Here is a 25,946-nt window from a genome sequence, read left to right on the forward strand (position 1 = left end):
AGGGCAAAGAGTCATTTTTCTGACATGGCTCTTTGCTAGCAATTGTATCGATCGTGCTACCAAACTCTGCCTGTCTTGGTTAAATTAGGCGTAATTCAGCTCAAGACAGGGATCGTCATGACTACGCTTTCGCCGATCAGCTCCGCCATTCCCCTTATCAATCGACCCGCCGTTGCGCCGCCAGCGACGCTGACGCCAGAAACGGACGCCACTGCCGTGCGTCCTTCCTCGGTGGTCAGCCTTGGCAATGTCACGGTGGATGTTCAAGCCGACACCTATTCCCGTAACGGCCAATTGCCCGGCCATGGGTCGATCAACGCCTGGGAAAGTGACAGCTACTATGCGGTCACTAAAGCGATCAACACGAATTTCTATGTGCTGCCCAGAGGCACGGGCTTCAGCGGCCTGGGCGCTACCCTGATCGAGCAATTTGCGAAGAGCGGTACCGACATTTCCCAGTCGGCGCTGAGCACCACTTCGTCCAAGACCCAAAGCCCCGACGAGCTCAAGATTCAACAGGCGTTGCTGCACAGCAAGGCAGACAACCTGGTCAGCCTCACCGTCAAGACTGCCAGCGGCAAGACCGTCACCTTCAGTCTGGCCAGCCAGTCCAGTGGCCTGGCCGCGCAGGCCAAGGTGGACGGCGGCACCCTCAGCGCCGCCGAGCTCAAGGAAGTCGCCAAGTTGGGCGAAGCGTTCCAGGGGGCTATCGACGGCCTGGCCGCCCAGCCGCCGAAACTCGAGCTGAGCAAGCTGACGCAGTTTGATTCCAGTGTGTTGTCCTCGGTGGACCTCAGCGGCAAATTGAAAGTACGCAAGGCTGAGGACCTCACCCTTGCATTCCATGCGGACAGCCAGAGCCGTACGACGCGGATGAGTGGCCCGGCGGGGGAGGTGAATCTTTCGGTCGACCTGAAAAACGCCGGCATTATCGGTAATGCCAAGCAACAGGCAATCGCGCTGAAAAGCTACCTGGCCCAGTTCGACAAGGCCCAGGCGCGGGGCAAAGCCGACGCTGACCTGATGGCGATGTTCAAGGACGCGTTTACCGCCATGAACAGCAACTACCCACAGGGCATCAAGGCACCGCAGCCACTGACCCGGAGTGCGGCGGATCAAGGCCTGCTCACCGGTCTCGCAGATTTCAAGGCCTCCATCCGCCAGACGGCCACGTTACCGAACCCGTCCCGTCTTATGGAAACCGACACGTTTGCCTATGAGGTGTCCCAGAAGACGCGTGTGGGAGGCAATGACCTCTCGAATCGCACGGTCGACCAGGTCCAGCAATCAACTCTCAAAGCCCGTTTTCATTTGGCGCTCAATGGCGGCAAGCCACCGTCTTTCGACACCCAGCGCGAGTCGCAGAACTACCTCTACGTGCAGGTCGACGACAAGGCCAGCAGCGCGGCGAATATCACCTACAAGGACGGCCTCCTGACCAACGCCTCCGTGGACCAGAGCGCCAGCCAGAACACCCGCACCCAGCGCTATGAGATGGGGATATTGGTTAAAGACAGCGTGGCGCCGAACCAGGCCAGCAGCCATCGCGACTACCTGGTGTTGCTGGAGTACGCGGCGCGGGAAGGCAAGAAGGCCCAGGGCGCCGATGAAACCATCCTGAAGGATGCGCTGGCGAACATGCATCAGTGGGTGTTGCTGCAAGACGACCCCACCGTTTTGGCCCGTTAAACCGGTCGTTGTAAAAAAGGGAAACCCCTGGCCGGGTTTCCCTTTTTTATGCCTCGCCGAATCCCAGATTAGGCTTTTGAAACCATTCGATATTCTGTAGCCTTGCGCAGCTTCACCGTGCTTGATGAACACAATCACTTCGTCCGGCGGCGCCCGAAGGGCTCCAGAGCCGGTGGTACACTCGACTTTCGCGCAACTGCGCCTGCAGGTCTTGCGAACATGACGCAAATTTCCGAACGCCTTCTGGTCCAAGCCCACCTCGACGCCAAGCAGCCCAAGGTGCTGAGCGCCGAAGAAGAGGCGGGCTACCGTGCCGCCATCGCCGCCGAGCTCAAGGCTCAGGACGCGGTGCTGGTGGCGCACTTCTACTGCGATCCGGTGATTCAGGCCCTGGCCGAAGAAACCGGTGGCTGTGTCTCCGACTCCCTGGAAATGGCCCGCTTCGGCGCGGCGCACCCGGCCAAGACCGTATTGGTGGCGGGCGTGCGCTTCATGGGCGAGACGGCCAAGATCCTCACGCCTGAAAAACGCATCCTGATGCCGACACTGGAAGCCACCTGCTCCCTGGACCTTGGCTGCCCGGTGGATGAGTTTTCGGCGTTCTGTGATCAGCACCCTGAGCGCACGGTGGTGGTTTATGCCAACACGTCGGCAGCGGTGAAAGCCCGGGCTGATTGGGTGGTCACCTCCAGTTGTGCGTTGGAGATTGTCGAAAGCCTGATGGATAACGGCGAGACCATTATCTGGGGGCCGGACAAGCATCTGGGTACCTATATCCAGCGCCAGACGGGGGCGGACATGCTGCTGTGGGACGGTGCGTGCATCGTTCACGAGGAGTTCAAGTCCAAGCAGTTGGAGGACATGAAGGCGTTGTACCCGGACGCAGCGATTCTGGTGCACCCGGAGTCGCCTACTTCGGTAATCGAGTTGGCGGATGCGGTGGGGTCGACCAGCCAGTTGATCGCGGCGGCGCAGCGGTTGCCGAACAAGACGTTTATCGTGGCTACCGATCGGGGCATCTTCTACAAGATGCAGCAGCTGTGCCCGGACAAGGTGTTTGTCGAGGCGCCGACGGCCGGGAATGGGGCGGCGTGTCGCAGTTGTGCGCATTGTCCCTGGATGGCGATGAATACCCTGGAACGTACGCTGCAGTGTTTGCGCGAGGGGAGTAATGAGATTTTTGTTGAGCCTTCGGTGATTCCGCAGGCGGTTAGGCCGCTGAAGCGGATGTTGGATTTTACTCAGGCGGCTCGGTTGAGGTTGGCGGGGAATGCCTGATTTGCGGTGGGTTGGTTTGTGTACATATCCGTTGCTGCGGTAACGGCCGCTTATGGTTCCGCTCTTACAGCGGGTCACTTTTGGCAAACGCCCGGAATGCCGGCCCAGCCAAAAGTAACCAAAAGGTCTTTGCCCCACCACTCGGTGCCTCGCTTAGGCTCGGCATGCCCGCACTCCGGCCCGGTTCCGCGGGCCGCCGCGACGGGCCATCCATGGCCCGGCGCGGCTAAATCGGCATCCTTGCCGATTTACCCGCTCCACCGTGCCTACTTGCGGCCATCGTGGTTAACGGGGCCCGCAGATCAAAAGCAAAAGCACAGCGGCCTCCCGGCCGGCTTGAGTGTTAAAAGCAGAGGCAAGATCCAGAGCGGAAGCAGAGCTGCTTTTCTGTGGGAGCGTGCCCGCTTTAGCTTTTGATTGTGCTCTTCAACACTCAAGCCGGCCGGTAGGCCGCTGTGCTCTTGCTTTTGATCTTGATCTTAGGCGCCCTGTTAAACCACGCTGGCCGAACGCAGGCTTTGGAGCGTGGGTAACCCGGCAGGACGCCGGGTTAGCCGCGCTGGGCCAAGGATGGCCCATCGCGGCGGCCCACGGTCCAAAGCCGGAGTGAGGGCACTCCGAGCCTAGGCGAGGAGCCGAGTGGTGGGGCAAGAGCGTTTTGCTTACTTTTGCGCTTTTCAAAAGTGAGCCGCTGTAAGAGCGGAACCATAAGCGGCCATCACCGCAGCAACGGATATGCCCCCAATCTAAAAACCTACTTCTTTTTCTTCGGAACCCGCACCAACTGCGTGTCGGAGTAGATGTCGTGCCAGCCACGCTTCTGCTTGTCGAACAACGACCAGATAAACCCAAGCCCCAGACACAACCACGAAGCAATCGACACCACAAACCGCAACAACGCCTGCCACAGACTAATCCGCGACCCATCAGCGTTCTGCACCCGCACCCCCCAAACCTGCATCCCCAGGGTCTGCCCCGAATGCGTCCAAAACTTGGCAAAAAACCCAAACAACACAAAAAACAAAATCGTCGACAACAGCGGATCACCATCCAGCGCACCGGATTCAGACAGCGCCCGTAACTTGGCCTCCCCGACAAACCCCATCCACACCAGCTTGTAGATAAAGGCCGTGACGATCAGCAGGGCCGTGCACAACAGGAAGTCATAGAACATCGCTGCCAGACGACGGCCCAGGCCTACGGCGGGAAACTCGCCTTGGGGGCTCAGCAGGTGTTTCGACATGGCATGGCTCTCGGCAGGAAAAAAGCCATTTTACGGAAGAACGCCCATAAAAAAGCCCCTGATGTCATATCAGAGGCTTTTTGTCGCAGCAAGGATCAGCCTTCTGCTTGTACTTCGTCGGCTTGCATGCCTTTTTGGCCTTGCACCGCGATGAAGGTCACTTTCTGGCCTTCTTTCAGGCTTTTGAAGCCGTTGCCCTGAATAGCGCGGAAGTGGACGAACAGATCCGGACCGCTTTCTGGAGTGATAAAACCAAACCCTTTTTCGTCGTTAAACCACTTGACGGTACCGCTCTGACGATTCGACATTTCTTATTTCCTTGACGCTAAAAATTAATGACAGCCCCTTTCACATGAAAGAGTACTGGGCTGGGTTGCAGGAAAGTAAGAGACGTCGAACGGGTTGTAGCAAACTTTGGCTACTGCCCAGGTCCAGGTTCCAAGCGACCCATGCAAACACAGTGGGCAAACTCTACGACAACTAAGACAGAAAAAACAAGCCCCGGGAAAAGCCCAGGTTTTGCTCGGGTTCATTACAGTTCTGTTCACAATGTGGAACGTCTTTATTCGATAGAATTCGTCACTTGTTATAGGTGACGGAACATAACATTGACTATCGACAGTGCACTTTAATGTGGCGGTTGCGTTACAGATTAGTGCACGTTAACGCAACCGCGTTACTTATAGGAACAGTCAATCAACCACGGTAGTAACGTTGTGGCACGAATGGCATTTTACTTACACGAAGTGGCACCTTTTTCCCACGTACCAAGGCAGACACTTCGGTATCCAGTGCGATGAATGCGCTGTCCAGGTAACCCATGGCGAGCGGGCCACCCAGGCTCGGGCCAAAACCGCCGCTGCAGACGCTACCGATCACGGTACCGTGTTCGTCGACGATTTCTGCGCCTTCACGCACCGGTGTCCGCTCCTGCGGCAACAGGCCCACGCGTTTGCGGCTTACACCGGTTTGTTGCTGGGTGAAGATTGCGTCGGCACCCGGGAAGCCGCCGGCACGTGCGCCATCCGCGCGACGGGCCTTGGAAATCGCCCACAACAGGCTGGCTTCAATCGGCGTGGTCTCGGTGTTCATGTCATGGCCGTAGAGGCACAGGCCGGCTTCCAGGCGCAGGGAGTCGCGAGCGCCCAGGCCGATGGCCTGCACTTCGGTTTCGGCCAGCAGGCTGCGGGCCAGGGCTTCGGCACTGGCGGCCGGCACCGAGATTTCGAAGCCGTCTTCGCCGGTATAGCCCGAGCGGCTGACGTAGCAGTCCACACCCAGCAGGCGGGTCGGTGCGAATTGCATGAAGGTCATGTGCTTGACCTCCGGTGCCAGGCGCGCCAGCACGCTGACCGCGGCCGGGCCTTGCAGGGCCAGCAGGGCGCGTTCCTCGAACAGCGGCTCGATGGTGCACTGGTCACCGATGTGCTGGCGCAGGTGGGCCAAGTCCTGGTCCTTGCAGGCGGCGTTGACCACCAGGAACAGTTCGTCGTTACCCAGGTTGGCGACCATCAGGTCATCCAGGATGCCGCCTTGCTCGTTGGTGAACATCGCATAGCGCTGCATGCCCACCGGCAGGTCGATGATGTCCACCGGCACCAGGGTTTCCAGGGCTTTTGCGGCACCGGCGCCGGTCAGGCGGATCTGGCCCATGTGCGACACATCGAACAACCCGGCCTGTTCACGGGTGTGCAGGTGTTCCTTCATCACGCCCAGCGGGTATTGCACCGGCATGTCGTAGCCGGCGAAGGGCACCATGCGCGCGCCCAGCTCGATGTGCAGGGCGTGCAATGGGGTTTTCAACAGGGTTTCGGTGGACATATTCAGCTCCTGAAAAACGTGCGGACGCGCGGGTGGGCGTCAGCACTCGATAATGTTGACCGCCAAACCGCCACGGGCGGTTTCCTTGTATTTGCTTTTCATGTCGGCGCCGGTCTGGCGCATGGTGCGGATGACCTTGTCGAGGGACACGAAGTGTTGCCCGTCGCCGCGCAGGGCCATGCGCACCGCATTGATGGCCTTGACCGAACCCATGGCGTTGCGCTCGATGCAGGGCACCTGCACCAAGCCGCCGATGGGGTCGCAGGTCAGGCCGAGGTTGTGTTCCATGCCGATCTCGGCGGCGTTCTCCACCTGGGAAACCGTACCGCCCAACACTTCGCACAGGGCGCCGGCGGCCATGGAGCAGGCCACGCCGACTTCCCCCTGGCAGCCGACTTCGGCGCCGGAGATCGAGGCGTTTTCCTTGTACAGAATGCCGATGGCCGCGGCGGTGAGCAGGAAACGCACCACGCCGTCTTCGCTGGCCCCTGGGATAAAGCGCATGTAGTAGTGCAACACCGCCGGCACAATCCCGGCTGCACCGTTGGTGGGCGCAGTCACCACGCGCCCGCCATTGGCGTTTTCTTCGTTGACCGCCAGGGCGTAGAGGTTGACCCAATCCAGTACCGACAACGGGTCACGCAGCGCCGATTCCGGGTGCTTGCACAGTTGGCGATGCAGCGCGGCGGCGCGTCGCTTGACCTTCAGGCCGCCGGGCAAAATCCCTTCGTTGCGACAGCCCGCGTCCACGCAGTCCTGCATCACCTGCCAGATTTTCAGCAGGCCGGCGCGGGTTTCCGCTTCCGGGCGCCAGGCGCTTTCATTGGTCAGCATCACCTGGCTGATGGACAGCCCATAGGTGGCGCAATGGCCGAGCAAGTCCTTGGCACTTTTGAACGGGAAGGTCAGGGGCGTGGCGTCTTCGACGATACGGTCGTGGCCGGCGGCGTCTTCATCCACCACAAATCCGCCGCCCACCGAGTAGTACTCGCGGCTGCGAATCTGCAGGCCGGCGGCGTCGAAAGCGCGGAAGATCATGCCGTTGGGATGATAGGGCAGGGGTTTGCGAATCATCGCCAGGTGTTCTTTCTCATTGAACGCAATGCTGTGTTCGCCGAGCAGGTTCAAGCGTGCGTTGCCGCGAATTTCCAACAGGCGGGCGGCAACGGTTTCAGTGTTCACGGTGTCCGGGTGTTCGCCTTCCAGGCCCAGCAATACAGCCTTGTCACTGCCGTGGCCTTTGCCGGTGGCGCCGAGGGAACCGTAGAGTTCCACCTTGACGCAGGTGGTGGCGCCCAACAGGTTGTCGCGCTTCAGTCCCTCGACGAATCGAGCGGCAGCGCGCATCGGGCCGACGGTGTGGGAGCTGGAGGGGCCGATGCCAATCTTGAACAGGTCGAACACGCTTAAAGACATGGTTGTTCTCCGGTTTCTTATTATTTATCGGATGTACTCGGTCCAATTGTGGGAGCGGGCTTGCTCGCGAAAGCGGTGGGTCAGTCACCAGATGTATCAACTGACACTCCGCATTCGCGAGCAAGCCCGCTCCCACATTAGGTTACGCGTAGCTCTCGATCGACGGGCAAGCGCACACCAAATTGCGATCGCCAAACACGTTGTCGACCCGGCCAACCGGCGGCCAGTACTTGGCTTCGATCAACGACGCCACCGGGTACACCGCTTGCTCGCGGCTGTATGGGTGGCTCCATTCGCCAACCAGTTCCGCGGCAGTGTGTGGTGCGTTCTTCAGCGGGTTGTCGTCCTTGTCCAGGGAGCCGTTTTCCACTGCGCGAATCTCTTCGCGGATGGCTATCATCGCGTCGCAGAAGCGGTCCAGTTCTTCCCGGGATTCGCTTTCGGTCGGCTCGATCATCAGGGTGCCGGCTACCGGGAACGACATGGTCGGGGCGTGGAAACCAAAGTCGATCAGACGCTTGGCCACGTCATCCACGCTGATGCCGCTGCTGTCTTTCAACGGGCGCAGGTCGAGGATGCATTCGTGGGCCACCAGGCCATTGCTGCCGGTGTACAGCACTGGGTAGTGCTCTTCCAGGCGGCGGGAAATGTAGTTGGCATTCAGGATCGCCAGCTGCGAAGCGCGCTTGAGGCCCGCGCCTCCCATCATGCTGATGTACATCCAGGTGATCGGCAGGATGCTCGCGCTGCCGAACGGTGCGGCACAGACCGCGCCTTCCTTGCGTTCCATCGCGGCATGGCCGGGCAGGAACGGCGTCAGGTGGGATTTGACGCCAATCGGGCCAACGCCCGGGCCGCCACCACCGTGGGGAATGCAGAAGGTCTTGTGCAGGTTGAGGTGGGACACGTCGCCGCCGAACTTGCCCGGGGCACAGAGGCCGACCATCGCGTTCATGTTGGCGCCGTCGATGTACACCTGGCCGCCGTTGTCGTGAATGATCCCGCAGATTTCGCGGATGCCTTCTTCGAACACGCCGTGGGTGGACGGGTAGGTGATCATCAGCGCGGCGAGGTGTTCGCGGTGCTCGATAGCCTTGGCGCGCAGGTCTTCGATGTCGACGTTACCGCGGGCATCGCAAGCGGTGACCACCACGCGCATGCCGGCCATGTTGGCGGTGGCCGGGTTGGTGCCGTGGGCCGACGACGGGATCAGGCAGATGTCGCGGCGCTCTTCGCCACGGCTCTGGTGATAGGCACGGATGGCCAGCAGGCCGGCATACTCGCCCTGGGAACCGGCGTTCGGTTGCAGGGAGATCGCGTCGTAACCGGTGGCTGCGCAGAGCATGGCTTCCAGTTCGGTGGTCAGTTGCTGGTAGCCGGCGCTTTGCGAGGCGGGGGCGAACGGGTGCAGGGCACCGAACTCGGCCCAGGTCACCGGGATCATTTCGCTGGCGGCGTTGAGCTTCATGGTGCACGAGCCCAGCGGGATCATGGTGCGATCCAGGGCCAGGTCCTTGTCGGCCAGCTTGCGCAGGTAGCGCATCAGCTCGGTTTCGGAGTGATAGCGGTTGAACACCGGGTGGCTGAGGATCGGCGACTGGCGCAGCAGCGCGGCCGGCAGGGTGCTTTCAACGCTGGCAGCCAATGCGGCGAAGTCTGGCAGGGCTTTGCCGTCGGCGAATACGCTCCACAGGGTTTCGATATCGGCCTGGGAGGTGGTTTCGTCCACCGACAGGCCAAGGCGTTCGCCATCGACCACACGCAGGTTGATGCGCTGGGCGCGGGCCTTGTCGTGCAGGGCGGCGGTTTGCGCGCCGGTCTGGAGGGTCAGGGTGTCGAAGAAGTGGGCTTGTTCAACTGCCAGGCCCAATGCGCTCAAGCCTTTGGCGAAGATCGCGGTCAGGTGATGGATGCGGTTGGCAATCTGGGTCAGGCCTTTCGGGCCGTGATACACGGCGTACATGCTGGCGATGTTGGCCAACAGCACTTGGGCGGTGCAGATGTTGCTGGTGGCTTTCTCGCGGCGGATATGTTGCTCGCGGGTCTGCATGGCCAGGCGCAGGGCCGGCTTGCCGAAACGGTCGACGGACACACCGACCAGACGGCCCGGCATGTCGCGCTTGAACGCATCCTTGGTAGAGAAGTACGCCGCGTGCGGGCCACCGAAGCCCAGCGGCACGCCGAAGCGTTGCGCGCTGCCGATGGCCACGTCGGCGCCGAACTCGCCCGGCGGGGTCAGCAGCGTCAGGGCCAGCAGGTCGGCGGCCACGGCCACCAGTGCGTTGGCGGCGTGGAAACGCTCGGTCAGTTCGCGGTAGTCGAACACGTCACCGTTGCTCGCCGGGTATTGCAGCAGGGCGCCGAAGAAGGCGCTGACGTCGGTCAGTTCACGCTCGTCGCCCACGACTACGTCGATGCCCAGTGGCTCGGCACGGGTGCGCAGTACGTCGAGGGTTTGCGGGTGGCTGTGCACGGAGGCGAAGAACGCGTTGCTGCCTTTGTTCTTGCTCAGGCGCTTGCAGAAGGTCATGGCTTCGGCAGCGGCGGTGGCTTCGTCCAGCAGCGAGGCGTTGGCGATCGGCAGGCCGGTGAGGTCGCTGATCAGGGTCTGGAAGTTCAGCAGCGACTCCAGGCGGCCCTGGGAAATCTCAGGCTGATACGGCGTGTAGGCGGTGTACCAGGCCGGGTTTTCCAGGAGGTTGCGCAGGATCGGCGACGGTGTGTGGCAGTTGTAGTAGCCCTGGCCGATGTAGGTCTTGAACAGCTCGTTCTTGGCGGCAATCGCCTTGATCGACGCCAGTGCGTCGGCTTCGCTCAGGCCATCACTCAGGCCCAGCACGGCGGTGCCCTTGATGCTTTCCGGGATCACGCTGGCGCTCAGGGCTTCCAGGGAATCAAAGCCCAGGGTGGCGAGCATGTGTTGCTCGTCGTCCTGGCGCGGGCCGATGTGGCGGGCAATGAATTCGTTGGCGGTGGTCAGATTAGTCATGGCGCGCTCCTCAGGCTTCAGCGTTGGCTTTGATCAGGCGGTCATACGCATCCTGATCCAACAGCTTAGCTACTGCATCGGCATCAGCCGGTTTAAAGCGGAAGAACCAGCCTTCGCCCATCGGGTCTTCGTTGACCAGTTCGGGGCTGCCGTCCAGCTTGTCGTTCACTTCGAGGACTTCGCCGTCCAGCGGCATGTACACGCCGCTGGCTGCCTTGACCGACTCAACGGTGGAGGCTTCTGCGCCCTTGTCGTAGGCCTGCAGTTCAGGCAGTTGCACGAAAACCACATCACCCAGCGCGTTCTGCGCAAAAGCGGTAATGCCCACGGTAACGCTGCCGTCGGCTTCGGCGCGCAGCCATTCGTGATCTTCAGTAAAGCGCAACTCGCTCATGGAAACTCCTCAGGGCCAGATTCGTCTGGTGGACGGGATTGGAATAATGGGGAGTTGCTTAGCAAAATCGCGGCCAATGTTTTTTTATTCTTATAAAACAATTGGTTACTGATTATGGTTGGCGATGTCTGAACGCTGGCTGTAGCGATATCGCTACAGCTGAGAGGGTGAAAAAAAGACTATGAGGATCAAAGCCTTGCATAGCGACGGCTGGGGCGGTGTGTATCGATATCGTTCCGCTGTAGCGCTTTCAGTACAGACGGAGGTCGCTTTTGAGGGCGCCGTAGATCAAATGTGGGAGCGGGCTTGCTCGCGAAAGCGGTATGTCAGTGCCGAATGTATTGACTGACCCAATGCATTCGCGAGCAAGCCCGCTCCCACATGTTGACCGCGTTCAGTCAGGGCTTGTTGGGAATGCCGTACTTGCGCAAGCGATGGGCGATGGCGGTGTGGGAGGTTTGCAGGCGGCTCGCCAGCTGGCGAGTGGACGGATAGCTGATATAGAGCTTCTCCAGCAACCCGCGCTCGAAGTCTTCCACTGCCTGCTCCAGGCTGTCGACTTCACCATCGCTCTGGCGCGCCACCGAGGTGCCGGCGATATCCAGGTCGCCAATATCCACCAGGCTGCTTTCGCAAATGGCTGCGGCGCGGAAGATCACGTTCTGCAACTGCCGCACGTTGCCCGGCCAGCGGTTGCCCAGCAGCGCAGGGTAGGTGCCCGGCGCCAGGCGGCAGACCGGGCGCTGGATCTGTGCGCAGGCCTGCTGCATGAAGTAGCGGGCCAGCAGCAGGATGTCCTGGCCGCGCTCGCGCAGGGGCGGCACTTCGACGTTGAGCACATTGAGGCGGTAGAACAGGTCTTCGCGGAAGGTGCCTTCGCTGACCATTTTTTCCAGGTCGCGGTGGGTGGCGCTGAGGATCCGCACATTGACCTTCACCTCACGGTCGCCGCCTACCCGACGGAAGCTGCCGTCGTTGAGAAACCGCAGCAGCTTGGCCTGCAAGTACGGCGACATCTCGCCGATCTCGTCGAGGAACACCGTGCCCTGGTTCGCCAGTTCCATCAGCCCCGGCTTGCCGCCACGCTGGGCGCCGGTGAATGCGCCGGGGGCGTAGCCGAACAGTTCGCTCTCGGCCAGGTTTTCCGGCAGCGCCGCGCAGTTCAGGGCCAGGAACGGCGCACTGTGCCGCGCGCTGATGGCGTGGCAGGCGCGGGCCACCAGTTCCTTGCCGGTGCCGGTCTCGCCCTGGATCAACAACGGTGCATCCAGCGCCGCCACCCGTTGCGCCCGCGCCTTGAGGGTGCGGATTGCCGGGGACTCGCCCAGCAGCGCATCGAAACCTTCGGCATGGTCGTGGTGCAGCGCCGAGAGTTGTTCGCCGATGCGGTTGGGTTGGTACAGGGTCAGCAGGGCGCCGGCATCGGTGATCGGCGTGGCGTCCAGCAGCAAGGTCTGGCCGTTGACGCTGATTTCCCGCAGGGCCAGGCGAAAGCCGTGTTCCAGCAGGGTGGCCAGCAGCGTTGGGTCGTCGAACAGTTCGTTGATGCTTTCCCCTGCGGGCTCTCGGCCGTACAAGGCGATCAGGGCCGGGTTGGCCAGGAGGATCTTGCCCGCGCTGTCCAGGGCCAGTACCGGGTCGGTCATGGCGGCCAGCAAGGCGTCGAGTTGCAAGTGCTGGCGTTGGCCGGGGAGGATGTCGACCACGGTCACGGCTTGCACGCCGCGCACGCTGAACAGTGCGTCGCGCAGTTCTTCCAGCACCTCGGCGCTCAAGGTCGGCGCGTCGATGTAGACGTTGGGCGGAACCATTTCCACCGCATCCAGGTTGAGATTGCGCCCACCGAGCAAGGCCAGGACTTCCTGGGTGATGCCGACGCGGTCGATGAAGCTGACGTGGATACGCATGGGGCGGTTAGCGGTTCTGGCGAGCGAGAGGTGGCAAGTATGCCTTGGAGAAGATGGAGATCAAAATGTGGGAGCGGGCCCGCTCCCACATTTGATGGTTGGTGCTTGGGAAATCGGGTTATTCGAGGTGTTCGGGTTTGACCGGATCTCCCGGCTTCACATCCAACTGGTGCCGCACATCCTCAAACATCAAATCGTACTGCTTGTGCATCTGGCCATTGAGCGTCGCGACCTTCGGCATGCCATATTTCTGAGCAATATTCATCGCATGCCGGGCGAAGTCGAACGACTGGTCCTTGGGCAGGAAAAACTCTTCGTTGAGCTCCTTGCCTTGCACCGAGCCGTGCATTTTGAAGAGCATTCCTTTGCCTTCCTTTGGGTCCTGGCTGACTTCGTAGTCGATGCACAGGTTGTAGCTGTAGTCATCCTTGTTCAGCGCGTGGCGTTCGATGTGCAGGTGACCAGGTTCAAAGGTAGCCATAGGCATTTCTCCTCTACTTCACAGGTAGGTGATTCCGGGTTTCGCCGTGCTGATTCGCGTGCCGGCAGTGCCCTGGACAATCGCTTCGATGTCCGAGAGTGAACCGATCACTGCGGTTTTGCCAGTCTGGCGGGCGAACTCGCAGGCGGCCTGGACCTTGGGGCCCATGGAGCCGGCGGCGAAGCCGAGCTTTTCGATTTCGTCCGGATGCGCCTGGCCGATGGCTTTCTGAGTGGGCTTGCCGAAGTCGATAAACGCGGCATTGACGTCGGTGGCGATCACCAACAAATCGGCGTCCAGTTGCCCGGCCAGCAAGGAGGAGCACAGGTCTTTGTCGATCACCGCTTCAATGCCCTGGAGCTTGCCGTCTTCGCCATACATCGTCGGAATCCCGCCGCCGCCGGCGCAGATCACGATGCTGCCTTTTTCCAGCAGCCACTGGATCGGGCGGATTTCAAAGATCCGCTTCGGCCGTGGGCTGGCCACCACGCGGCGATACTTGTCGCCATCGGGGGCAATCGCCCAGCCTTTTTCCGCGGCAAGTTTTTCCGCTTCGGCCTTGGCGTAGACCGGGCCGATGGGTTTGGTCGGGTTCTGGAAAGCCGGGTCCTTGGCGTCCACTTCGACCTGGGTCAACAGCGTGGCGAACGGCACCTCGAAGTCCAGCAGGTTGCCCAGTTCCTGTTCGATGATGTAGCCGATCATGCCTTCGGTTTCGGCGCCCAGCACGTCCAGTGGGTAGGGCGACACCTGGGTGTAAGCCGCCGCTTGCAGCGACAGCAGGCCCACTTGCGGGCCATTGCCGTGGGCAATCACCAGCTCGTTGCCGCTGTGGATCTTGGCGATCTGTTCGGTGGCGATGCGGATATTGGCCCGTTGATTGTCTGCGGTCATGGGTTCACCACGGCGCAGAAGGGCGTTGCCGCCCAGTGCAACGACGATACGCATAATTCAATCCTTCTAAAATTCGGCCTTGTGAACACAGGACAAAATGTGGGAGCGGGCTTGCTCGCGAAAGCGGTGTATCGGCGAAAGATGCAGCGACTGACACGCCGCCTTCGCGAGCAAGCCCGCTCCCACATTGACTGTGTTGTGGGTTTAGATATCCGCCAACGCCGACACCAGGATCGCCTTGATGGTATGCATGCGATTCTCAGCCTGCTCAAAGGCGATATTGGCCGGGGACTCAAACACTTCTTCGGTCACTTCCACACCGTTGGCCAGGTTCGGATAACGCGCGGCGATGTCCTTGCCGACCTTGGTTTCACTGTTGTGGAACGCCGGCAGGCAGTGCATGAATTTCACCCGTGGGTTGCCCGAAGCTTTCATCATCTTGGCGTTGACCTGGTACGGCAGCAGTTGCTCGATGCGCTCGTCCCACGCTTCCACCGGCTCGCCCATGGACACCCAGATATCGGTGTGGATGAAGTCCACGCCTTTCACCGCTTCCTTCGGGTCTTCGGTGATGGTGATGCGCGCGCCGCTTTCTTCGGCGAATTCCTGGCACTGCTTGATGAAATCAGCATGGGGCCACAGGGCTTTCGGTGCGCCAATGCGCACGTCCATGCCCAGCTTGGCGCCGATCATCAGCAGCGAATTGCCCATGTTGTAACGGGCGTCGCCGAGGTAGGCGTAGCTGATGTCATGCAGCGGCTTGTCACTGTGCTCGCGCATGGTCAGGGTGTCGGCGATCATTTGGGTCGGGTGGAATTCAGCGGTCAGGCCGTTGAACACCGGCACGCCGGCGAACTTGGCCAGTTCTTCGACGATTTCCTGTTCAAAGCCACGGTACTCGATGGCATCGAACATCCGGCCGAGGACGCGGGCGGTGTCTTTCATGCTTTCCTTGTGGCCGATCTGCGACGACACCGGGTCGATGTAGGTGACGTGGGCACCCTGGTCGTGGGCCGCGACTTCGAACGCGCAACGGGTGCGGGTCGAGGTTTTTTCGAAGATCAACGCGATGTTTTTGCCCTTCAGGTGCGGACGCTCGGTGCCGGTGTATTTGGCGCGCTTGAGGTCGCGGGACAGGTCGATCAGGTAGTGCAGTTCGCGGGTGGTGTGATGCATCAGCGACAGCAGGCTGCGGTTGCGCATGTTGAAAGCCATGATGGATCTCCTTAGTAGTCGATTGGGTCGCGAATGATCGGGCAGGTCATGCAGTGGCCGCCGCCACGGCCGCGGCCGAGTTCGCCGGCGCTGATGGTGATGACTTCCACACCGGCCTTGCGCAACAGGGTGTTGGTGTAGGTGTTGCGGTCGTAGCCGATCACTACGCCAGGCTCCACGGCCACCACGTTGTTGCCGTCATCCCACTGCTCGCGCTCGGCGGCGAAGCTGTTGCCACCGGTTTCCACCACGCGCAGGGCCTTGAGGTTCAGGGCGGCGGCGACGGTGTCGAGGAAGTTGGTTTTTTCGCGTTGGATATCGATGCCGCCGGGCTTGGTCTCGTCCGGGCGCAGGGTGAAGGCGACGATCTGGTTGACCACTTCCGGGAAGATCGTGACCAGGTCGCGGTCGCAGAAGCTGAACACGGTGTCGAGGTGCATCGCCGCGCGGGATTTCGGCAGGCCGGCGACAATTACGCGTTCTACGGCTTTGTGCTTGAACAGGTTCAGGGCAAGTTGGCCGATGGCCTGGCGCGAGGAACGCTCGCCCATGCCGATCAACACCACGCCGTTACCGATCGGCATCACGTCGCCGCCTTCCAGGGTGGCATTGCCGTGTTCCTGGTCCGGGTCGCCGTACCACACCTGGAAGTCGGCGTTGGTGAACTCGGGGTGGAATTTGTAGATGGCGCTGGCCAGCAGGGTTTCCTGGCGTCGTGCCGGCCAGTACATCGGGTTCAGCGTCACGCCGCCGTAGATCCAGCAGGTGGTGTCGCGGGTGAACTGGGTGTTCGGCAGCGGCGGCAGAATGAAGCTTGAGTGGCCGAGGAAGTCGCGGAACATCTCGATGGTCTTGCCGCCGAAGCTGCTCGGCAGGTCATCGGCCGACACGCCACCGATCAGGAACTCGGCGACTTTGCGCGGCTCCAGGCTGCGCAGCCACGAGCTGACTTCATTGACCAGCCCCAGGCCGACCTGATTGGCGGTGATCTTGCGCGCCAGGATCCAGTCCAGCGCTTCGGGGATGGCGACGATGTCGGTCAGCAGGTTGTGCATTTCCAGCACATCGATGTCGCGCTCGCGCATCTTGGTCACGAAGTCGAAGTGGTCGCGCTTGGCCTGGGCTACCCACAGCACGTCATCGAACAGCAGTTCATCGCAGTTGTTGGGGGTCAGCCGCTGGTGGGCCAAACCTGGGGAACACACCATGACTTTGCGCAGTTTGCCGGCTTCGGAATGTACGCCGTACTTCACTTTTTCCGTGGTCATTACAGATCCTCCAGTGAACAATAATTACAGGGTCAGGAAGCCGGAGTAGAGGCCATAGCCCGCCACGAGGGCGCCTACGACGACCGCGGCGAAAATCAGCTTCTCGACGTTGGTGAAAATCGGTTTGCCCAGTTCATGCTTGGCCATGGCGAACAGGATCACGCCGGGGGCGTAGAGCAGGGCGGACAGCAACAGGTACTTGGTGCCACCGGCGTACAGCAGCCAGACCGCGTAGATCAACGCGATGGCGCCGATCAGCAGGTCTTTGCGGCGTTCGCCCGGGGCGCTTTCATAGGTTTCACCGCGCACCGCCAGCAGCAGTGCATAGGCCGCCGACCACAGGTAAGGCACCAGGATCATCGAGGTGGCGAGGTAGATCAGCGACAGGTAAGTGCTGGCCGAGAACAGTGTGATCACCAGGAAAATCTGCACCATGGCGTTGGTCAGCCACAGGGCGTTGGCCGGCACGTGGTTGGCGTTTTCCTTACGCAGGAACTCCGGCATGGTGTGGTCCTTGGCGGCGGCGAACATGATCTCCGCGCACAGCAGTACCCACGACAGCAGCGCCCCGAGCAAGGAGATGATCAAGCCGACGCTGATCAGCACCGCGCCCCAGTGACCCACCACATGCTCCAGCACGGCGGCCATCGAAGGGTTCTGCAGCTTGGCCAGTTCCGGTTGGGTCATGATCCCCAGGGACAGCACGTTCACCAGCATCAGGAACAGCAGCACGGTGATAAAACCAATCACCGTGGCCTTACCGACGTCGGAGCGTTTTTCGGCGCGGGACGAGAAGATGCTCGCGCCTTCAATGCCGATGAACACCCAGACGGTGACCAGCATCATGTTGCGCACCTGGTTCATCACGCTGCCCAGGTCCGGGTTTTTCGCACCCCAGATGTCAGCGGTGAAGATGTCCAGTTTGAATGCGAAGAGCGCGATCAACACGAACAGCACCAGTGGCACCACCTTCGCGACGGTGGTCACCAGGTTGATAAACGCGGCTTCCTTGATCCCGCGCAGTACCAAAAAATGCACGGCCCACAGCAGCACCGACGCGCCGATCACCGCCGCCGGGGTGTTGCCTTCGCCGAAGATCGGAAAGAAGTAACCGAGGGTGCTGAACAGCAGCACAAAGTAGCCGACGTTGCCCAGCCAGGCGCTGATCCAGTAACCCCAGGCGGATGAGAATCCCATGTAGTCGCCAAACCCGGCCTTGGCGTAGGCGTACACCCCCCCGTCGAGGTTGGGCTTGCGATTGGCCAGGGTCTGGAACACGAAGGCCAGGGTCAACATGCCCACGGCGGTAATCACCCAACCAATCAATACCGAGCCGACATCGGCGCTGGCCGCCATGTTTTGCGGCAGTGAGAAGATCCCGCCACCAATCATTGATCCCACAACAAGTGCAACCAGTGCGCCTAATCGAAGTTTTCCGGGAGAATCAGACATCGCATGACTCCAATGCAGGAGAAGAGAGACCACAGAATAAATCCGTGCGCTAATCAAACAGCTGACTCAGATCACTTCATTGGCACATTCCATTGTGAATTAATGACTTATGATGAAAGGTACGGGCACTCAGGCGCCACGCAGAGGCTCGTTGTAGAGCGCTTCTACGTCTCAAACAGTAGGTTTTCTCATTAGTATGGACGGTTGAAGCTAGTTCTTTTTTTCAGATATGCAAACTTTTTGGAAAGGGTGTGTGCAACGCTTCACTGTCGCGAAAGTTCAATCATTATTTAAATTATAAATTTGTCTGAAGGTTATTTACTGTCATGCCTTTAAGTTATGAGGCGTGAGGGTTTATTCGCTATATCTAATAAACGCTGCTGGCGTTAGATAAATTAGTTGAGTGCACGCTTGTGGCCTCAACCGCTGTTTCTTTATTTCAGGAATATCCATGTCCCAAGCGTCAGAAAAGCTTCGCCTCAACGCCTTGATCGCCCTGGTGGTGGGCTCGATGATCGGCGGTGGGATCTTCTCGTTGCCCCAGAACATGGCGGCGCGGGCTGAAGTGGGCGCGGTGTTGATTGGCTGGGGAATTACCGCAGTGGGCATGTTGACCCTGGCCTTCGTGTTTCAAACCCTGGCCAACCGCAAGCCTGAGCTGGATTCCGGGGTCTACGCCTACGCCAAGGCCGGGTTTGGCGACTACATGGGTTTCTCATCCGCCTGGGGTTACTGGATCAGTGCCTGGATGGGCAACGTCGGTTACTTCGTGTTGCTATTCAGTACCCTGGGCTACTTCTTCCCGGTGTTCGGCCAGGGCAATACCCCGGTGGCCATCGGCTGTGCGTCAGTATTGCTGTGGGCTGTGCATTTCCTGGTGATGCGCGGGATCAAGGAGGCGGCGTTCATCAACCAGATCACCACCGTGGCCAAGATCGTGCCGTTGGTGATGTTTATCGTGATCGCCGCGGTGGCGTTCAAGGCCGACATCTTTACTCGGGATATCTGGGGCCTGAGCAACCCTGAGTTCGGCGGCGTGGTGGACCAGGTGCGCAACATGATGCTGGTCACGGTGTTTGTGTTTATCGGCATCGAGGGCGCCAGCGTCTACTCTGCGCGGGCCGAGAAACGCTCGGACGTGGGGCGGGCCACGGTGATTGGCTTTCTTGGCGTGTTGGCGCTGCTGGTGTTGGTCAACCTGCTGTCCCTTGGGATCATGAGCCAGCCGGAACTGGCCAACCTGCAAAACCCGTCCCTGGCCGGGGTGCTGGAACATATCGTCGGCCCCTGGGGCGCGCTGTTGATCAGCGTCGGGCTGGCGGTTTCGCTGCTGGGGGCGTTGCTGTCGTGGGCGTTGCTCTGCGCTGAAATTCTCTATGCCACCGCCCATGACAAGACCATGCCCGCGTTCCTGAAAAAGGAAAACGTCAATCAGGTGCCGGTCAATGCATTGTGGCTGACCAATGTGATGATCCAGCTGTTTCTGGTGATCACGCTGTTTTCGGAAAGCACCTACACCACCCTGATCTACCTGGCGTCCTCAATGATTTTGGTACCCTACCTGTGGTCGGCGGCTTATGCGGTGCTGTTGAGCGGGCGCGGTGAAACCTACGAAGGTGCCCATGGCGAACGCTTGAAGGACCTGCTGGTGAGCCTGATCGCCCTGGCTTACGCAGTGTGGCTGCTTTACGCCGGTGGTTTGAAGTACCTGCTGCTGTCGGCGTTGCTGTATGCGCCGGGGGTGATCCTGTTTGCCCTGGCCAAGCGTGAACAGGGCCAGCCCTTGTTTACCCACCTGGAAAAGGGCATTTTCGCCTGCGTGATCGCCGGGGCGAGCCTGGCGGCGTATGGGTTGTACAGCGGAGTGTTGTCGTTGTGAGGATGCAGCTGGCGTATCAGGCACCGTATGACTGGGCGGCCATGCTGGGCTTTTTGTCGGCGCGGGCGATCAGCGGGTTGGAGACGGTGGACGGCGGCGTGTACTCGCGCAGTATCAGTGTCGACGGTCAGCAGGGGTGGCTCAGCGTGGCGCCGGGGGCCGGTGATTGGCTTGAAGTCACGGTGGACTTCCCCAATCAGGCGGCGTTGCCGGAGATCAAGCAGCGGTTGCGTGACATGTTTGACCTGTCGGCTGACCCGAAACGGATCAACCGGCAACTGGCGACTGATCCTTTGATGGCGAGGTTGGTTGCGGCGCGTCCCGGCCTGCGGGTGCCGGGAACCTGGGATGGGCTGGAGTTGGCGATCCGTGCGGTGTTGGGCCAGCAGATTACCGTGGTAGCGGCGATCAAGCTGGCGGGCAAGCTGGTGGCGCAGTACGGCACGCCGTTGGTGACGCCCCATGCCGGTGTGACCCATGTGTTTCCTTCAGCCGAGGTGCTGGCGGCGGCGGACCTGGCAACCCTCGGCATGCCAAAAAGTCGTGGGCGCACCTTGTCGGCTGTGGCCCAGGCCTTACTGGATGACCCGCAGGTTTTCCAGCCGAAGGCGAGCCTGAAGGAGGGGGTGGCGCGGCTGGTGGCATTACCGGGGATTGGTGACTGGACGGCGCAGTACATCGCCATGCGCCAGATGCGCGAGCAGGACGCGTTTGCCTCGGGGGATATCGCCTTGATCAATGCGTTGGTGGCGCTGGAAGGCGGGCCGGTGAGCCCACGCCAGTTGCTGGCGCGGGCCGAGGCCTGGCGACCGCTTAGAGCCTATGCGGCGCAGCATTTGTGGACATCACTGAGCCGGGTGGATTGATTCTGCATACCTGTGGCGAGGGAGCTTGCTCCCGCTGGGGCGCGAAGCGGCCCCATTGACCCCAAAGCAGGGGCCTGCTGCGCAGTCCAGCGGGAGCAAGCTCCCTCGCCACAGGATCCTGGTCACCACTTCGCCCGATGTGAACCCAGTTCACCTGCTGGCAAATCCCACTGCAACGGTGTCCCGCTGATGGTCACCGGGGGCAGCAACCGGTGGGCCGGGCCCCAGGCTGTTTGCTCCACCACCAAGCCTTGATCGCCCGGTTCTTCGGCTCGCAGCGGTAGTTGTTCCGGGACTTGCCCTGCGTCCACCAACAGTTTTGCCGTGCGCGCGAGGGACAGCAGCGCTGAACCGCCGCGCCCGGATTTCAATCGCTCACTCAAGGCCTGGATTGCACTGGCCGCCATCAAATACCCGGTGGCGTGATCCAGTGCCTGCAATGGCAGCGGCACCGGCTTGTCCGACTTTTTCCACTGCCTGCCGGCCTCGGCAATCCCGGTACTCATCTGCACCAGGCTGTCGAACCCTCGGCGATTGCGCCATGGGCCGCTCCAGCCATAGGCATTGAGGCTGGCGTCGATCAGGCCGGGAGCGATGGCTTGTAGCGCGGCCTCACCGTAGCCTAACTGCTCCAGGGCATCGGCGCGGTAGCCGTGCAGCAGAATGTCGGTGTCCTTCAGCAGGTTTTCGAAGGTCTTGCGGTCGTCGGCGTTCTTCAGGTCCAGGCGGGCGCAGCGTTTGCCCAGGGTCATTTCCGGTACGACGCCGGGTTCGTTCCAGTCAGGGGAGTCGATGCGCAGTACATCGGCGCCAAGGCCTGCCAGAAAGCGACTGGCAGTGGGGCCGGCCAATACGCGCGTCAGGTCCAGCACCTTGATCCCCGCCAATGGCCTTGCCACCGAGCCCAGCCAGGGTTTGTCGCTGAGGGCTGCAAAGGTCTGGCGATGGACCAGCGGTTCCTGATTGACCGCCAAACCTTGTGGGTGCAGCTGCCAGTCTGGCCACGAGCGCATCTGCGCCGCACAGCCGTTGGCTTCGACAATCGCCTGTTCCAGTTCGGCGGCGTTCCATTGGGCGACCTTCGCGGCCATCGCATCACGGTCAGCGACCTGCCCGAGTACGCGTTCAGCGGCGGCTCGATGGTGTGGCGCATTGGTGTGCAGGCGAATCCAGCCATCGGCGCAGGCGTAGTCGCCGGCAATCGGGTCCCACAGCGGCGGTGTGGTCCAGCCATCGGGACGCAGGGATGAGGAGAACCAGAATGAGGCGAGGCGCCGGTCCACGGTCACCGAGGGCAGGCGCCCGGTTTGCTGTAGCAGCAACTGGGCAACCGCCTGGCCCGCCGCACCGATGCTGGCGCTGGCCAGTTCGGTGACGGCAAAGGTCGAGGGCAGGGCGCCGGCTTCGGTAAAGGCCAGCGGGGTGACGGGTAAGTCGAGTGCTTCCTGGATGGGGGTGAGCAGATCAGTCATCAAAGGCCCTCCTTATGAGAAGGACCATCATAGAAGATCATCAGGGTTGAATGACAACCCCAGGCTCCAGCGGTAAATCCACGCTGGCGATAAAACCGCCGCCTTGATGATTGGCCAGGATCAGGCTGCCGCCATGACGTTCTGCGGCGCGCCGCGCGATGGCCAGGCCCAGGCCGTGGCCCTGGGCGGTTTGCCCCGGGGCGCGGTAAAACGGCTCGCCCAGTTGCTTCAGGTGTTCGGCGTCCACGCCGGGGCCGTGGTCGCGCACGCTGATCACAATGCGGTCGCCCTGGCGTCTGGCGTCCATTTCAATCGGTTGGCCCGGCGGGTTGAAGCGCTGGGCGTTGCGCAGCAGGTTGTCCACGGCGCGTTCGATCATGGTCGGCCAGCCCTTGAGTTGCAGCCCGGCCTCGGCATCGAGCTGCACGGGTTGGTCCGGCGCGCCGAGCAAGGCGTCTTTTTGCAGGGTCCGGAGTAAAGGGTTGAGGTCGATGTCTTCGGCGCTGGCGTTGTCGGCATCCACCCGGGCGAGTACCAGGATTTCGCTGATCAGCGCTTCAAGGCGGTCGCATTCGCGGGTCAGGCGCGGCCAGAGTTTCTCCCGTGCCTCGGGGGTGGCACGTTCTGCCAGGGCCAAGGCGATCCGCAGCCGGGCCAGGGGCGAGCGCAGTTCGTGGGACACGTCCCGCAGCAATTGGCGCTGGCTGCCAATCAGGCTTTGCAGGCGGGCGCCCATGCGGTTGAAGTCGGTGGCCAGTACGCCGAATTCGTCGCGACGGTTGGCCAGCCGCGCCAGGCTGTTCTGCTGGTAGGTGGTCTGGCCCAGGTCGTGCACTGCGCCGCGCAGGCGGCTGAGGGGGCGGGTGATGGACAGCGTCACCAGTAAACTGAACAGGGTCAGCACCACCAACGCGATCGCCAGGGCACTCAATGGCCAGAGCAGGCTGTTGCGGTGCCAGGCGTCCAGTTCCGGGTGGGGAATGCGGTAGATCAGCAGGTAAGTGTCGCCGGTTTTTTCACTGGTGTACTCGGCGGTCAGGCGCCGCCAGGGCAGATGGCGGTCCTGGCTGTCTTTTTGTCGGGCTTCGAGGGCGGCGGCGCGGCGCGGGAAGGTGCCGAGCACCACGGGCTCTCCGCTTTCGTTAAGCACTTGCACGTCGATGTGGTACTGGCGCTTGCGCTGCTGCAGCAACTCCTGGGCGGCGTCCTCGCCTTGGGCCTCATAGAGCTGCGTCCATTCCTGCGCGAGGTTATTGAGCCCGGGGTGGCGGCTGAGAATCCAGGCGTCCTGGTTGAGCATATGCCCAAGCAGGATCGACAACCCGGCAACCAGGGCGATGGCCAGCCAGAAGCTGGCTAGGACGCGCCAGAACAATGAACGCACAAGAAACCCTCAAACAGGAAAAGCCCAGCGGCGTTGGCCACTGGGCTGGGAGTGAAGCTAGATCATTATTGCGCTTTTTGCGGCTGTTGGGCTTTCCAGGCCTGGAATTCCTTCCACTCGGCGCGGCGCTCGGCTTGTTTCTTCACGATCTCGTCGAATTTCTTCTGTTGATCGGGTTTCAGCACGGCACGGATGTCGGCCTGGGTTTTCTGTTTGCCGGCAGCCATTTCGTCTTGCATGGCTTTCTGGTCAGCGGCCGGGAGTTTATCCAGGTACTTTTTGACCAGCTCTTTGCGAGCGTGCCACTGCTCGCCCATCAATTTGCCGATCTGCTGGCGCTGTTCAGGGCTCAGGTCCAGTTGGCCGAAAGGCCCACCTTTGCCGCGCATGCCGTGTTCACCGCCGTGGCCTGGGCCACCCATCATGTGGCCTTCAGGGCCGCCCATCGGGCCCGGGCCTTCTGGCATGGCCGCCATGGCAACGGTGGGCAGGGCAGCGGCGAACATCAGAGCGATAAGGGTCTTGCGCATGGTGATTCTCCTGTCTCTATTCCGGTGAGTCCGGATGTGAGTAGATTACGGAGAACAAGGTCAGCGGCAGTCAGGGGACGGTAAAGCTTGGGTAAAGAGGAATTTGGGCGGGGCTGACAAAACTATCCCGGCAGGGGAGATCATGTGTGGGAGCTGTCGAGCCTTGGCGAGGCTGCGATGCAGGCACCGCGGTCTATCCGTTGCACCGGGGTAATGCCATCGCAGCCTCGCCAAGGCTCGACAGCTCTCACAGGGGACAGGTGTTGTGCTTAGAGGCTGTAGTAGTAGCCGCGGCTACGCAGCGCCACGATTCGTGGCCGGCCATCCGGGTGCGGGCCGATCTTCTTGCGCAGGTTGCTGACGTGCATGTCCAGGCTGCGGTCATACAGGGTCAGCTTGCGGCCCAGGGCGATTTGCGCCAGTTCCTGCTTGTCCAGCGGCTCGCCCGGCTGGCGCAGCAAGGCTTCCAGCAGACGGCTTTCGGAAACGGTCAGGGCAAATTCCTGTTCATCGATAGTGACCACGCCACGCACCGGGCTGAAGCACAGGTCACCCAGTTCCAGCTGTGTAGACACAGCGGCCGGGTGACTGCGGCGCAGCACAGCGCGCAGGCGGGCGGTCAGTTCACGAGGATCGCAGGGTTTGGCCAGGTAGTCGTCGGCGCCCAGTTCCAGGCCGAGGATCCGGTCCAGCGGTTCGCCGCGAGCCGAGAGCATCAGCACCGGCAGCTCCGGGTGGTCGCTGCGCAATTGCTTGAGCAGCTCCAGGCCGCTGCCGTCGGGCAGCATCACGTCGAGCACCACGGCCGCCGGGGCGGCATCGGCCAAAGCCTTGCGGGCGCTCAAGCCGTCATGGCAGGCGCGCACCTGGAAACCTTCCTGGCTCAACCAACTGGTCAGCAGCTCACAGAGCTCCTGGTCATCATCTATCAGTAACAGCTCGCTCATGACTCACTCAATTTAGCCATTGTCGACGGCGCCGGTGCCCGCCACTGGCGAAGATCCCGCACAGCAGGGCGATCAATGCGACTGCTCCACCGGTCACGAACCATTGCTGTTGCTCGGTAAGCCAGCGTGGCAAGGCACCGCCCTGTGCTTCTTTGAGTTGCTGGACCAGGCGTTGGTTCTCCTGGCGCAGTTTACTCAGTTGGGTACTTTCCCGGGTGGCATCAGCGCTTTGCAATTGCTTGCTCAGTTCATCCCGCTGCCGTTCGCTTTCTTTCAAACGTTGCTGCAAATCGGTGATCTGGCTGCCGGCACTCAAGGACAGGGGCGTGGAACTGCCGGTGTTCGAGGTTTCTTCAGCGTGGGCCGTAGCCCCGATCATTAACACTGCCAACAGACACAACTGACGTAAGCGCATCGGAACTCCTGATTCCACACGAATATTCAGAACGTTGTCGGCAGGTTACCGGGAATAATGAGCGTTTAGGAGTGCGCTGAAGCCAATTGGTTCAGCGCACCACAAATCAAGGCAGGACTTGCTTGAACGGCTTGACCAGCACATGAGCATACACGCCGGCCGCGACATACGGATCAGCGTCGGCCCAGGCTTGTGCCGCCCCCAGGGACGCGAACTCGGCGACGATCAGGCTACCGGTGAAACCGGCGTCTCCCGGGTCATTGCTGTCGACTGCCGGGTGCGGGCCGGCGAGCACGATACGGCCTTCGGCTTGCAGCTGTTTCAGGCGTTCGACGTGGGCCGGGCGTACGGACAGGCGTTTTTCCAGGGAGTTGGCAACGTCGGTGGCAATGATGGCGTAGAGCAT

The 25,946-nt window shown here is 61.2% G+C and carries 22 protein-coding genes; 4 read left to right on the top strand and 18 right to left on the bottom strand.

The genetic code is table 11. The features are described from left to right. Nucleotides 1-117 precede the first annotated feature (117 nt). A complete protein-coding gene (locus D109_RS0103490) occupies nt 118-1,689 on the top strand; it encodes a lactate dehydrogenase (RefSeq protein WP_256219470.1) in 1,572 nt (523 codons plus the stop codon). Between the two features lie 219 nt (nt 1,690-1,908). Next, nucleotides 1,909-2,967: a quinolinate synthase NadA gene (gene nadA, locus D109_RS0103495; RefSeq protein ID WP_003209852.1), complete on the top strand. Its 1,059-nt coding sequence runs from the start codon at nt 1,909-1,911 to the stop codon at nt 2,965-2,967. Nucleotides 2,968-3,721: 754 nt separating this feature from the next. On the opposite strand, the gene D109_RS0103500 is transcribed toward nadA, so the two are convergent. The 12 genes from D109_RS0103500 to arcD (D109_RS0103555) form a co-directional block, all read right to left on the bottom strand. After that, nucleotides 3,722-4,210 carry an RDD family protein gene (locus D109_RS0103500; RefSeq protein ID WP_017475695.1) on the bottom strand — a complete coding sequence of 163 codons (489 nt, stop codon included), beginning with the start codon at nt 4,208-4,210 and terminating at the stop codon, nt 3,722-3,724. Nucleotides 4,211-4,305: 95 nt separating this feature from the next. Continuing rightward, nucleotides 4,306-4,518, bottom strand: a complete 213-nt coding sequence (locus D109_RS0103505; RefSeq protein WP_017475696.1) for a cold-shock protein — start codon at nt 4,516-4,518, stop codon at nt 4,306-4,308. A 388-nt stretch (nt 4,519-4,906) separates the two neighbouring features. Then, complete coding sequence (gene gcvT, locus D109_RS0103510) at nt 4,907-6,031, bottom strand: glycine cleavage system aminomethyltransferase GcvT (RefSeq protein ID WP_017475697.1); 1,125 nt, start codon at nt 6,029-6,031, stop codon at nt 4,907-4,909. Between the two features lie 39 nt (nt 6,032-6,070). Beyond that, nucleotides 6,071-7,447, bottom strand: a complete 1,377-nt coding sequence (locus D109_RS0103515) for an L-serine ammonia-lyase (protein ID WP_003220047.1) — start codon at nt 7,445-7,447, stop codon at nt 6,071-6,073. Nucleotides 7,448-7,589: 142 nt separating this feature from the next. Then, a complete protein-coding gene (gene gcvP / locus D109_RS0103520) occupies nt 7,590-10,436 on the bottom strand; it encodes an aminomethyl-transferring glycine dehydrogenase (RefSeq protein ID WP_017475698.1) in 2,847 nt (948 codons plus the stop codon). 10 nt (nt 10,437-10,446) lie between these two features. Beyond that, nucleotides 10,447-10,830 (bottom strand): glycine cleavage system protein GcvH, encoded by a 384-nt coding sequence (gene gcvH / locus D109_RS0103525; RefSeq protein ID WP_005790845.1) that lies wholly within the window; start codon nt 10,828-10,830, stop codon nt 10,447-10,449. Nucleotides 10,831-11,228: 398 nt separating this feature from the next. Then, entirely contained in the window at nt 11,229-12,737 is a 1,509-nt protein-coding gene (locus D109_RS0103530; protein ID WP_017475699.1) for a sigma-54-dependent transcriptional regulator, read from the bottom strand. A 118-nt stretch (nt 12,738-12,855) separates the two neighbouring features. After that, nucleotides 12,856-13,218, bottom strand: coding sequence for a DUF5064 family protein (locus D109_RS0103535; RefSeq protein WP_017475700.1), 363 nt, complete (start codon nt 13,216-13,218; stop codon nt 12,856-12,858). A gap of 18 nt (nt 13,219-13,236) precedes the next feature. Next, nucleotides 13,237-14,166 (bottom strand): carbamate kinase, encoded by a 930-nt coding sequence (gene arcC / locus D109_RS0103540; protein WP_017475701.1) that lies wholly within the window; start codon nt 14,164-14,166, stop codon nt 13,237-13,239. A gap of 150 nt (nt 14,167-14,316) precedes the next feature. Then, nucleotides 14,317-15,327 (bottom strand): ornithine carbamoyltransferase, encoded by a 1,011-nt coding sequence (locus tag D109_RS0103545; RefSeq protein WP_017475702.1) that lies wholly within the window; start codon nt 15,325-15,327, stop codon nt 14,317-14,319. A gap of 11 nt (nt 15,328-15,338) precedes the next feature. Further along, nucleotides 15,339-16,595 carry an arginine deiminase gene (arcA, locus tag D109_RS0103550; RefSeq protein WP_017475703.1) on the bottom strand — a complete coding sequence of 419 codons (1,257 nt, stop codon included), beginning with the start codon at nt 16,593-16,595 and terminating at the stop codon, nt 15,339-15,341. Between the two features lie 24 nt (nt 16,596-16,619). After that, a complete protein-coding gene (gene arcD, locus D109_RS0103555; protein WP_026077760.1) occupies nt 16,620-18,047 on the bottom strand; it encodes an arginine-ornithine antiporter in 1,428 nt (475 codons plus the stop codon). Nucleotides 18,048-18,498: 451 nt separating this feature from the next. On the opposite strand from arcD (D109_RS0103555), the gene arcD (D109_RS0103560) reads away from it, so the two are divergent. Both arcD (D109_RS0103560) and D109_RS0103565 read left to right on the top strand, forming a co-directional pair. Then, a complete protein-coding gene (arcD, locus tag D109_RS0103560; protein WP_017475705.1) occupies nt 18,499-19,926 on the top strand; it encodes an arginine-ornithine antiporter in 1,428 nt (475 codons plus the stop codon). Between the two features lie 2 nt (nt 19,927-19,928). Further along, on the top strand, nt 19,929-20,792 hold the full coding sequence (locus tag D109_RS0103565) for a DNA-3-methyladenine glycosylase (RefSeq protein ID WP_017475706.1): 864 nt from the start codon (nt 19,929-19,931) through the stop codon (nt 20,790-20,792). Between the two features lie 122 nt (nt 20,793-20,914). Here D109_RS0103565 and D109_RS0103570 read toward each other — a convergent pair whose 3' ends face one another. From D109_RS0103570 to D109_RS0103595, 6 genes are all read right to left on the bottom strand, one after another. Further along, nucleotides 20,915-22,264: a CoA transferase gene (locus tag D109_RS0103570; protein ID WP_017475707.1), complete on the bottom strand. Its 1,350-nt coding sequence runs from the start codon at nt 22,262-22,264 to the stop codon at nt 20,915-20,917. Nucleotides 22,265-22,304: 40 nt separating this feature from the next. Further along, on the bottom strand, nt 22,305-23,648 hold the full coding sequence (locus tag D109_RS0103575; RefSeq protein WP_017475708.1) for a cell wall metabolism sensor histidine kinase WalK: 1,344 nt from the start codon (nt 23,646-23,648) through the stop codon (nt 22,305-22,307). A 65-nt stretch (nt 23,649-23,713) separates the two neighbouring features. Further along, nucleotides 23,714-24,178, bottom strand: a complete 465-nt coding sequence (locus tag D109_RS0103580) for an LTXXQ domain-containing protein (protein WP_017475709.1) — start codon at nt 24,176-24,178, stop codon at nt 23,714-23,716. Nucleotides 24,179-24,447: 269 nt separating this feature from the next. Then, nucleotides 24,448-25,125, bottom strand: coding sequence for a response regulator transcription factor (locus D109_RS0103585; protein WP_017475710.1), 678 nt, complete (start codon nt 25,123-25,125; stop codon nt 24,448-24,450). A gap of 7 nt (nt 25,126-25,132) precedes the next feature. Beyond that, entirely contained in the window at nt 25,133-25,540 is a 408-nt protein-coding gene (locus D109_RS0103590) for a hypothetical protein (protein WP_017475711.1), read from the bottom strand. 106 nt (nt 25,541-25,646) lie between these two features. Further along, entirely contained in the window at nt 25,647-25,946 is a 300-nt protein-coding gene (locus D109_RS0103595; RefSeq protein ID WP_017475712.1) for a YciI family protein, read from the bottom strand.

It is taken from the genome of Pseudomonas sp. PAMC 26793, from assembly GCF_000313235.1.
Classification (GTDB): Bacteria; Pseudomonadota; Gammaproteobacteria; order Pseudomonadales; family Pseudomonadaceae; genus Aquipseudomonas; species Aquipseudomonas yamanorum.

Coding starts and splice junctions, on each gene's coding strand:
- D109_RS0103490 (WP_256219470.1), top strand. CDS start 118: ATGACTACGCTTTCGCCGATCAGCTCCGCCATTCCCCTTATCAATCGA.
- nadA (WP_003209852.1), top strand. CDS start 1,909: ATGACGCAAATTTCCGAACGCCTTCTGGTCCAAGCCCACCTCGACGCC.
- D109_RS0103500 (WP_017475695.1), bottom strand. CDS start 4,210: ATGTCGAAACACCTGCTGAGCCCCCAAGGCGAGTTTCCCGCCGTAGGC.
- D109_RS0103505 (WP_017475696.1), bottom strand. CDS start 4,518: ATGTCGAATCGTCAGAGCGGTACCGTCAAGTGGTTTAACGACGAAAAA.
- gcvT (WP_017475697.1), bottom strand. CDS start 6,031: ATGTCCACCGAAACCCTGTTGAAAACCCCATTGCACGCCCTGCACATC.
- D109_RS0103515 (WP_003220047.1), bottom strand. CDS start 7,447: ATGTCTTTAAGCGTGTTCGACCTGTTCAAGATTGGCATCGGCCCCTCC.
- gcvP (WP_017475698.1), bottom strand. CDS start 10,436: ATGACTAATCTGACCACCGCCAACGAATTCATTGCCCGCCACATCGGC.
- gcvH (WP_005790845.1), bottom strand. CDS start 10,830: ATGAGCGAGTTGCGCTTTACTGAAGATCACGAATGGCTGCGCGCCGAA.
- D109_RS0103530 (WP_017475699.1), bottom strand. CDS start 12,737: ATGCGTATCCACGTCAGCTTCATCGACCGCGTCGGCATCACCCAGGAA.
- D109_RS0103535 (WP_017475700.1), bottom strand. CDS start 13,218: ATGGCTACCTTTGAACCTGGTCACCTGCACATCGAACGCCACGCGCTG.
- arcC (WP_017475701.1), bottom strand. CDS start 14,166: ATGCGTATCGTCGTTGCACTGGGCGGCAACGCCCTTCTGCGCCGTGGT.
- D109_RS0103545 (WP_017475702.1), bottom strand. CDS start 15,327: ATGGCTTTCAACATGCGCAACCGCAGCCTGCTGTCGCTGATGCATCAC.
- arcA (WP_017475703.1), bottom strand. CDS start 16,595: ATGACCACGGAAAAAGTGAAGTACGGCGTACATTCCGAAGCCGGCAAA.
- arcD (WP_026077760.1), bottom strand. CDS start 18,047: ATGTCTGATTCTCCCGGAAAACTTCGATTAGGCGCACTGGTTGCACTT.
- arcD (WP_017475705.1), top strand. CDS start 18,499: ATGTCCCAAGCGTCAGAAAAGCTTCGCCTCAACGCCTTGATCGCCCTG.
- D109_RS0103565 (WP_017475706.1), top strand. CDS start 19,929: ATGCAGCTGGCGTATCAGGCACCGTATGACTGGGCGGCCATGCTGGGC.
- D109_RS0103570 (WP_017475707.1), bottom strand. CDS start 22,264: ATGACTGATCTGCTCACCCCCATCCAGGAAGCACTCGACTTACCCGTC.
- D109_RS0103580 (WP_017475709.1), bottom strand. CDS start 24,178: ATGCGCAAGACCCTTATCGCTCTGATGTTCGCCGCTGCCCTGCCCACC.
- D109_RS0103585 (WP_017475710.1), bottom strand. CDS start 25,125: ATGAGCGAGCTGTTACTGATAGATGATGACCAGGAGCTCTGTGAGCTG.
- D109_RS0103590 (WP_017475711.1), bottom strand. CDS start 25,540: ATGCGCTTACGTCAGTTGTGTCTGTTGGCAGTGTTAATGATCGGGGCT.
- D109_RS0103595 (WP_017475712.1), bottom strand. CDS start 25,946: ATGCTCTACGCCATCATTGCCACCGACGTTGCCAACTCCCTGGAAAAA.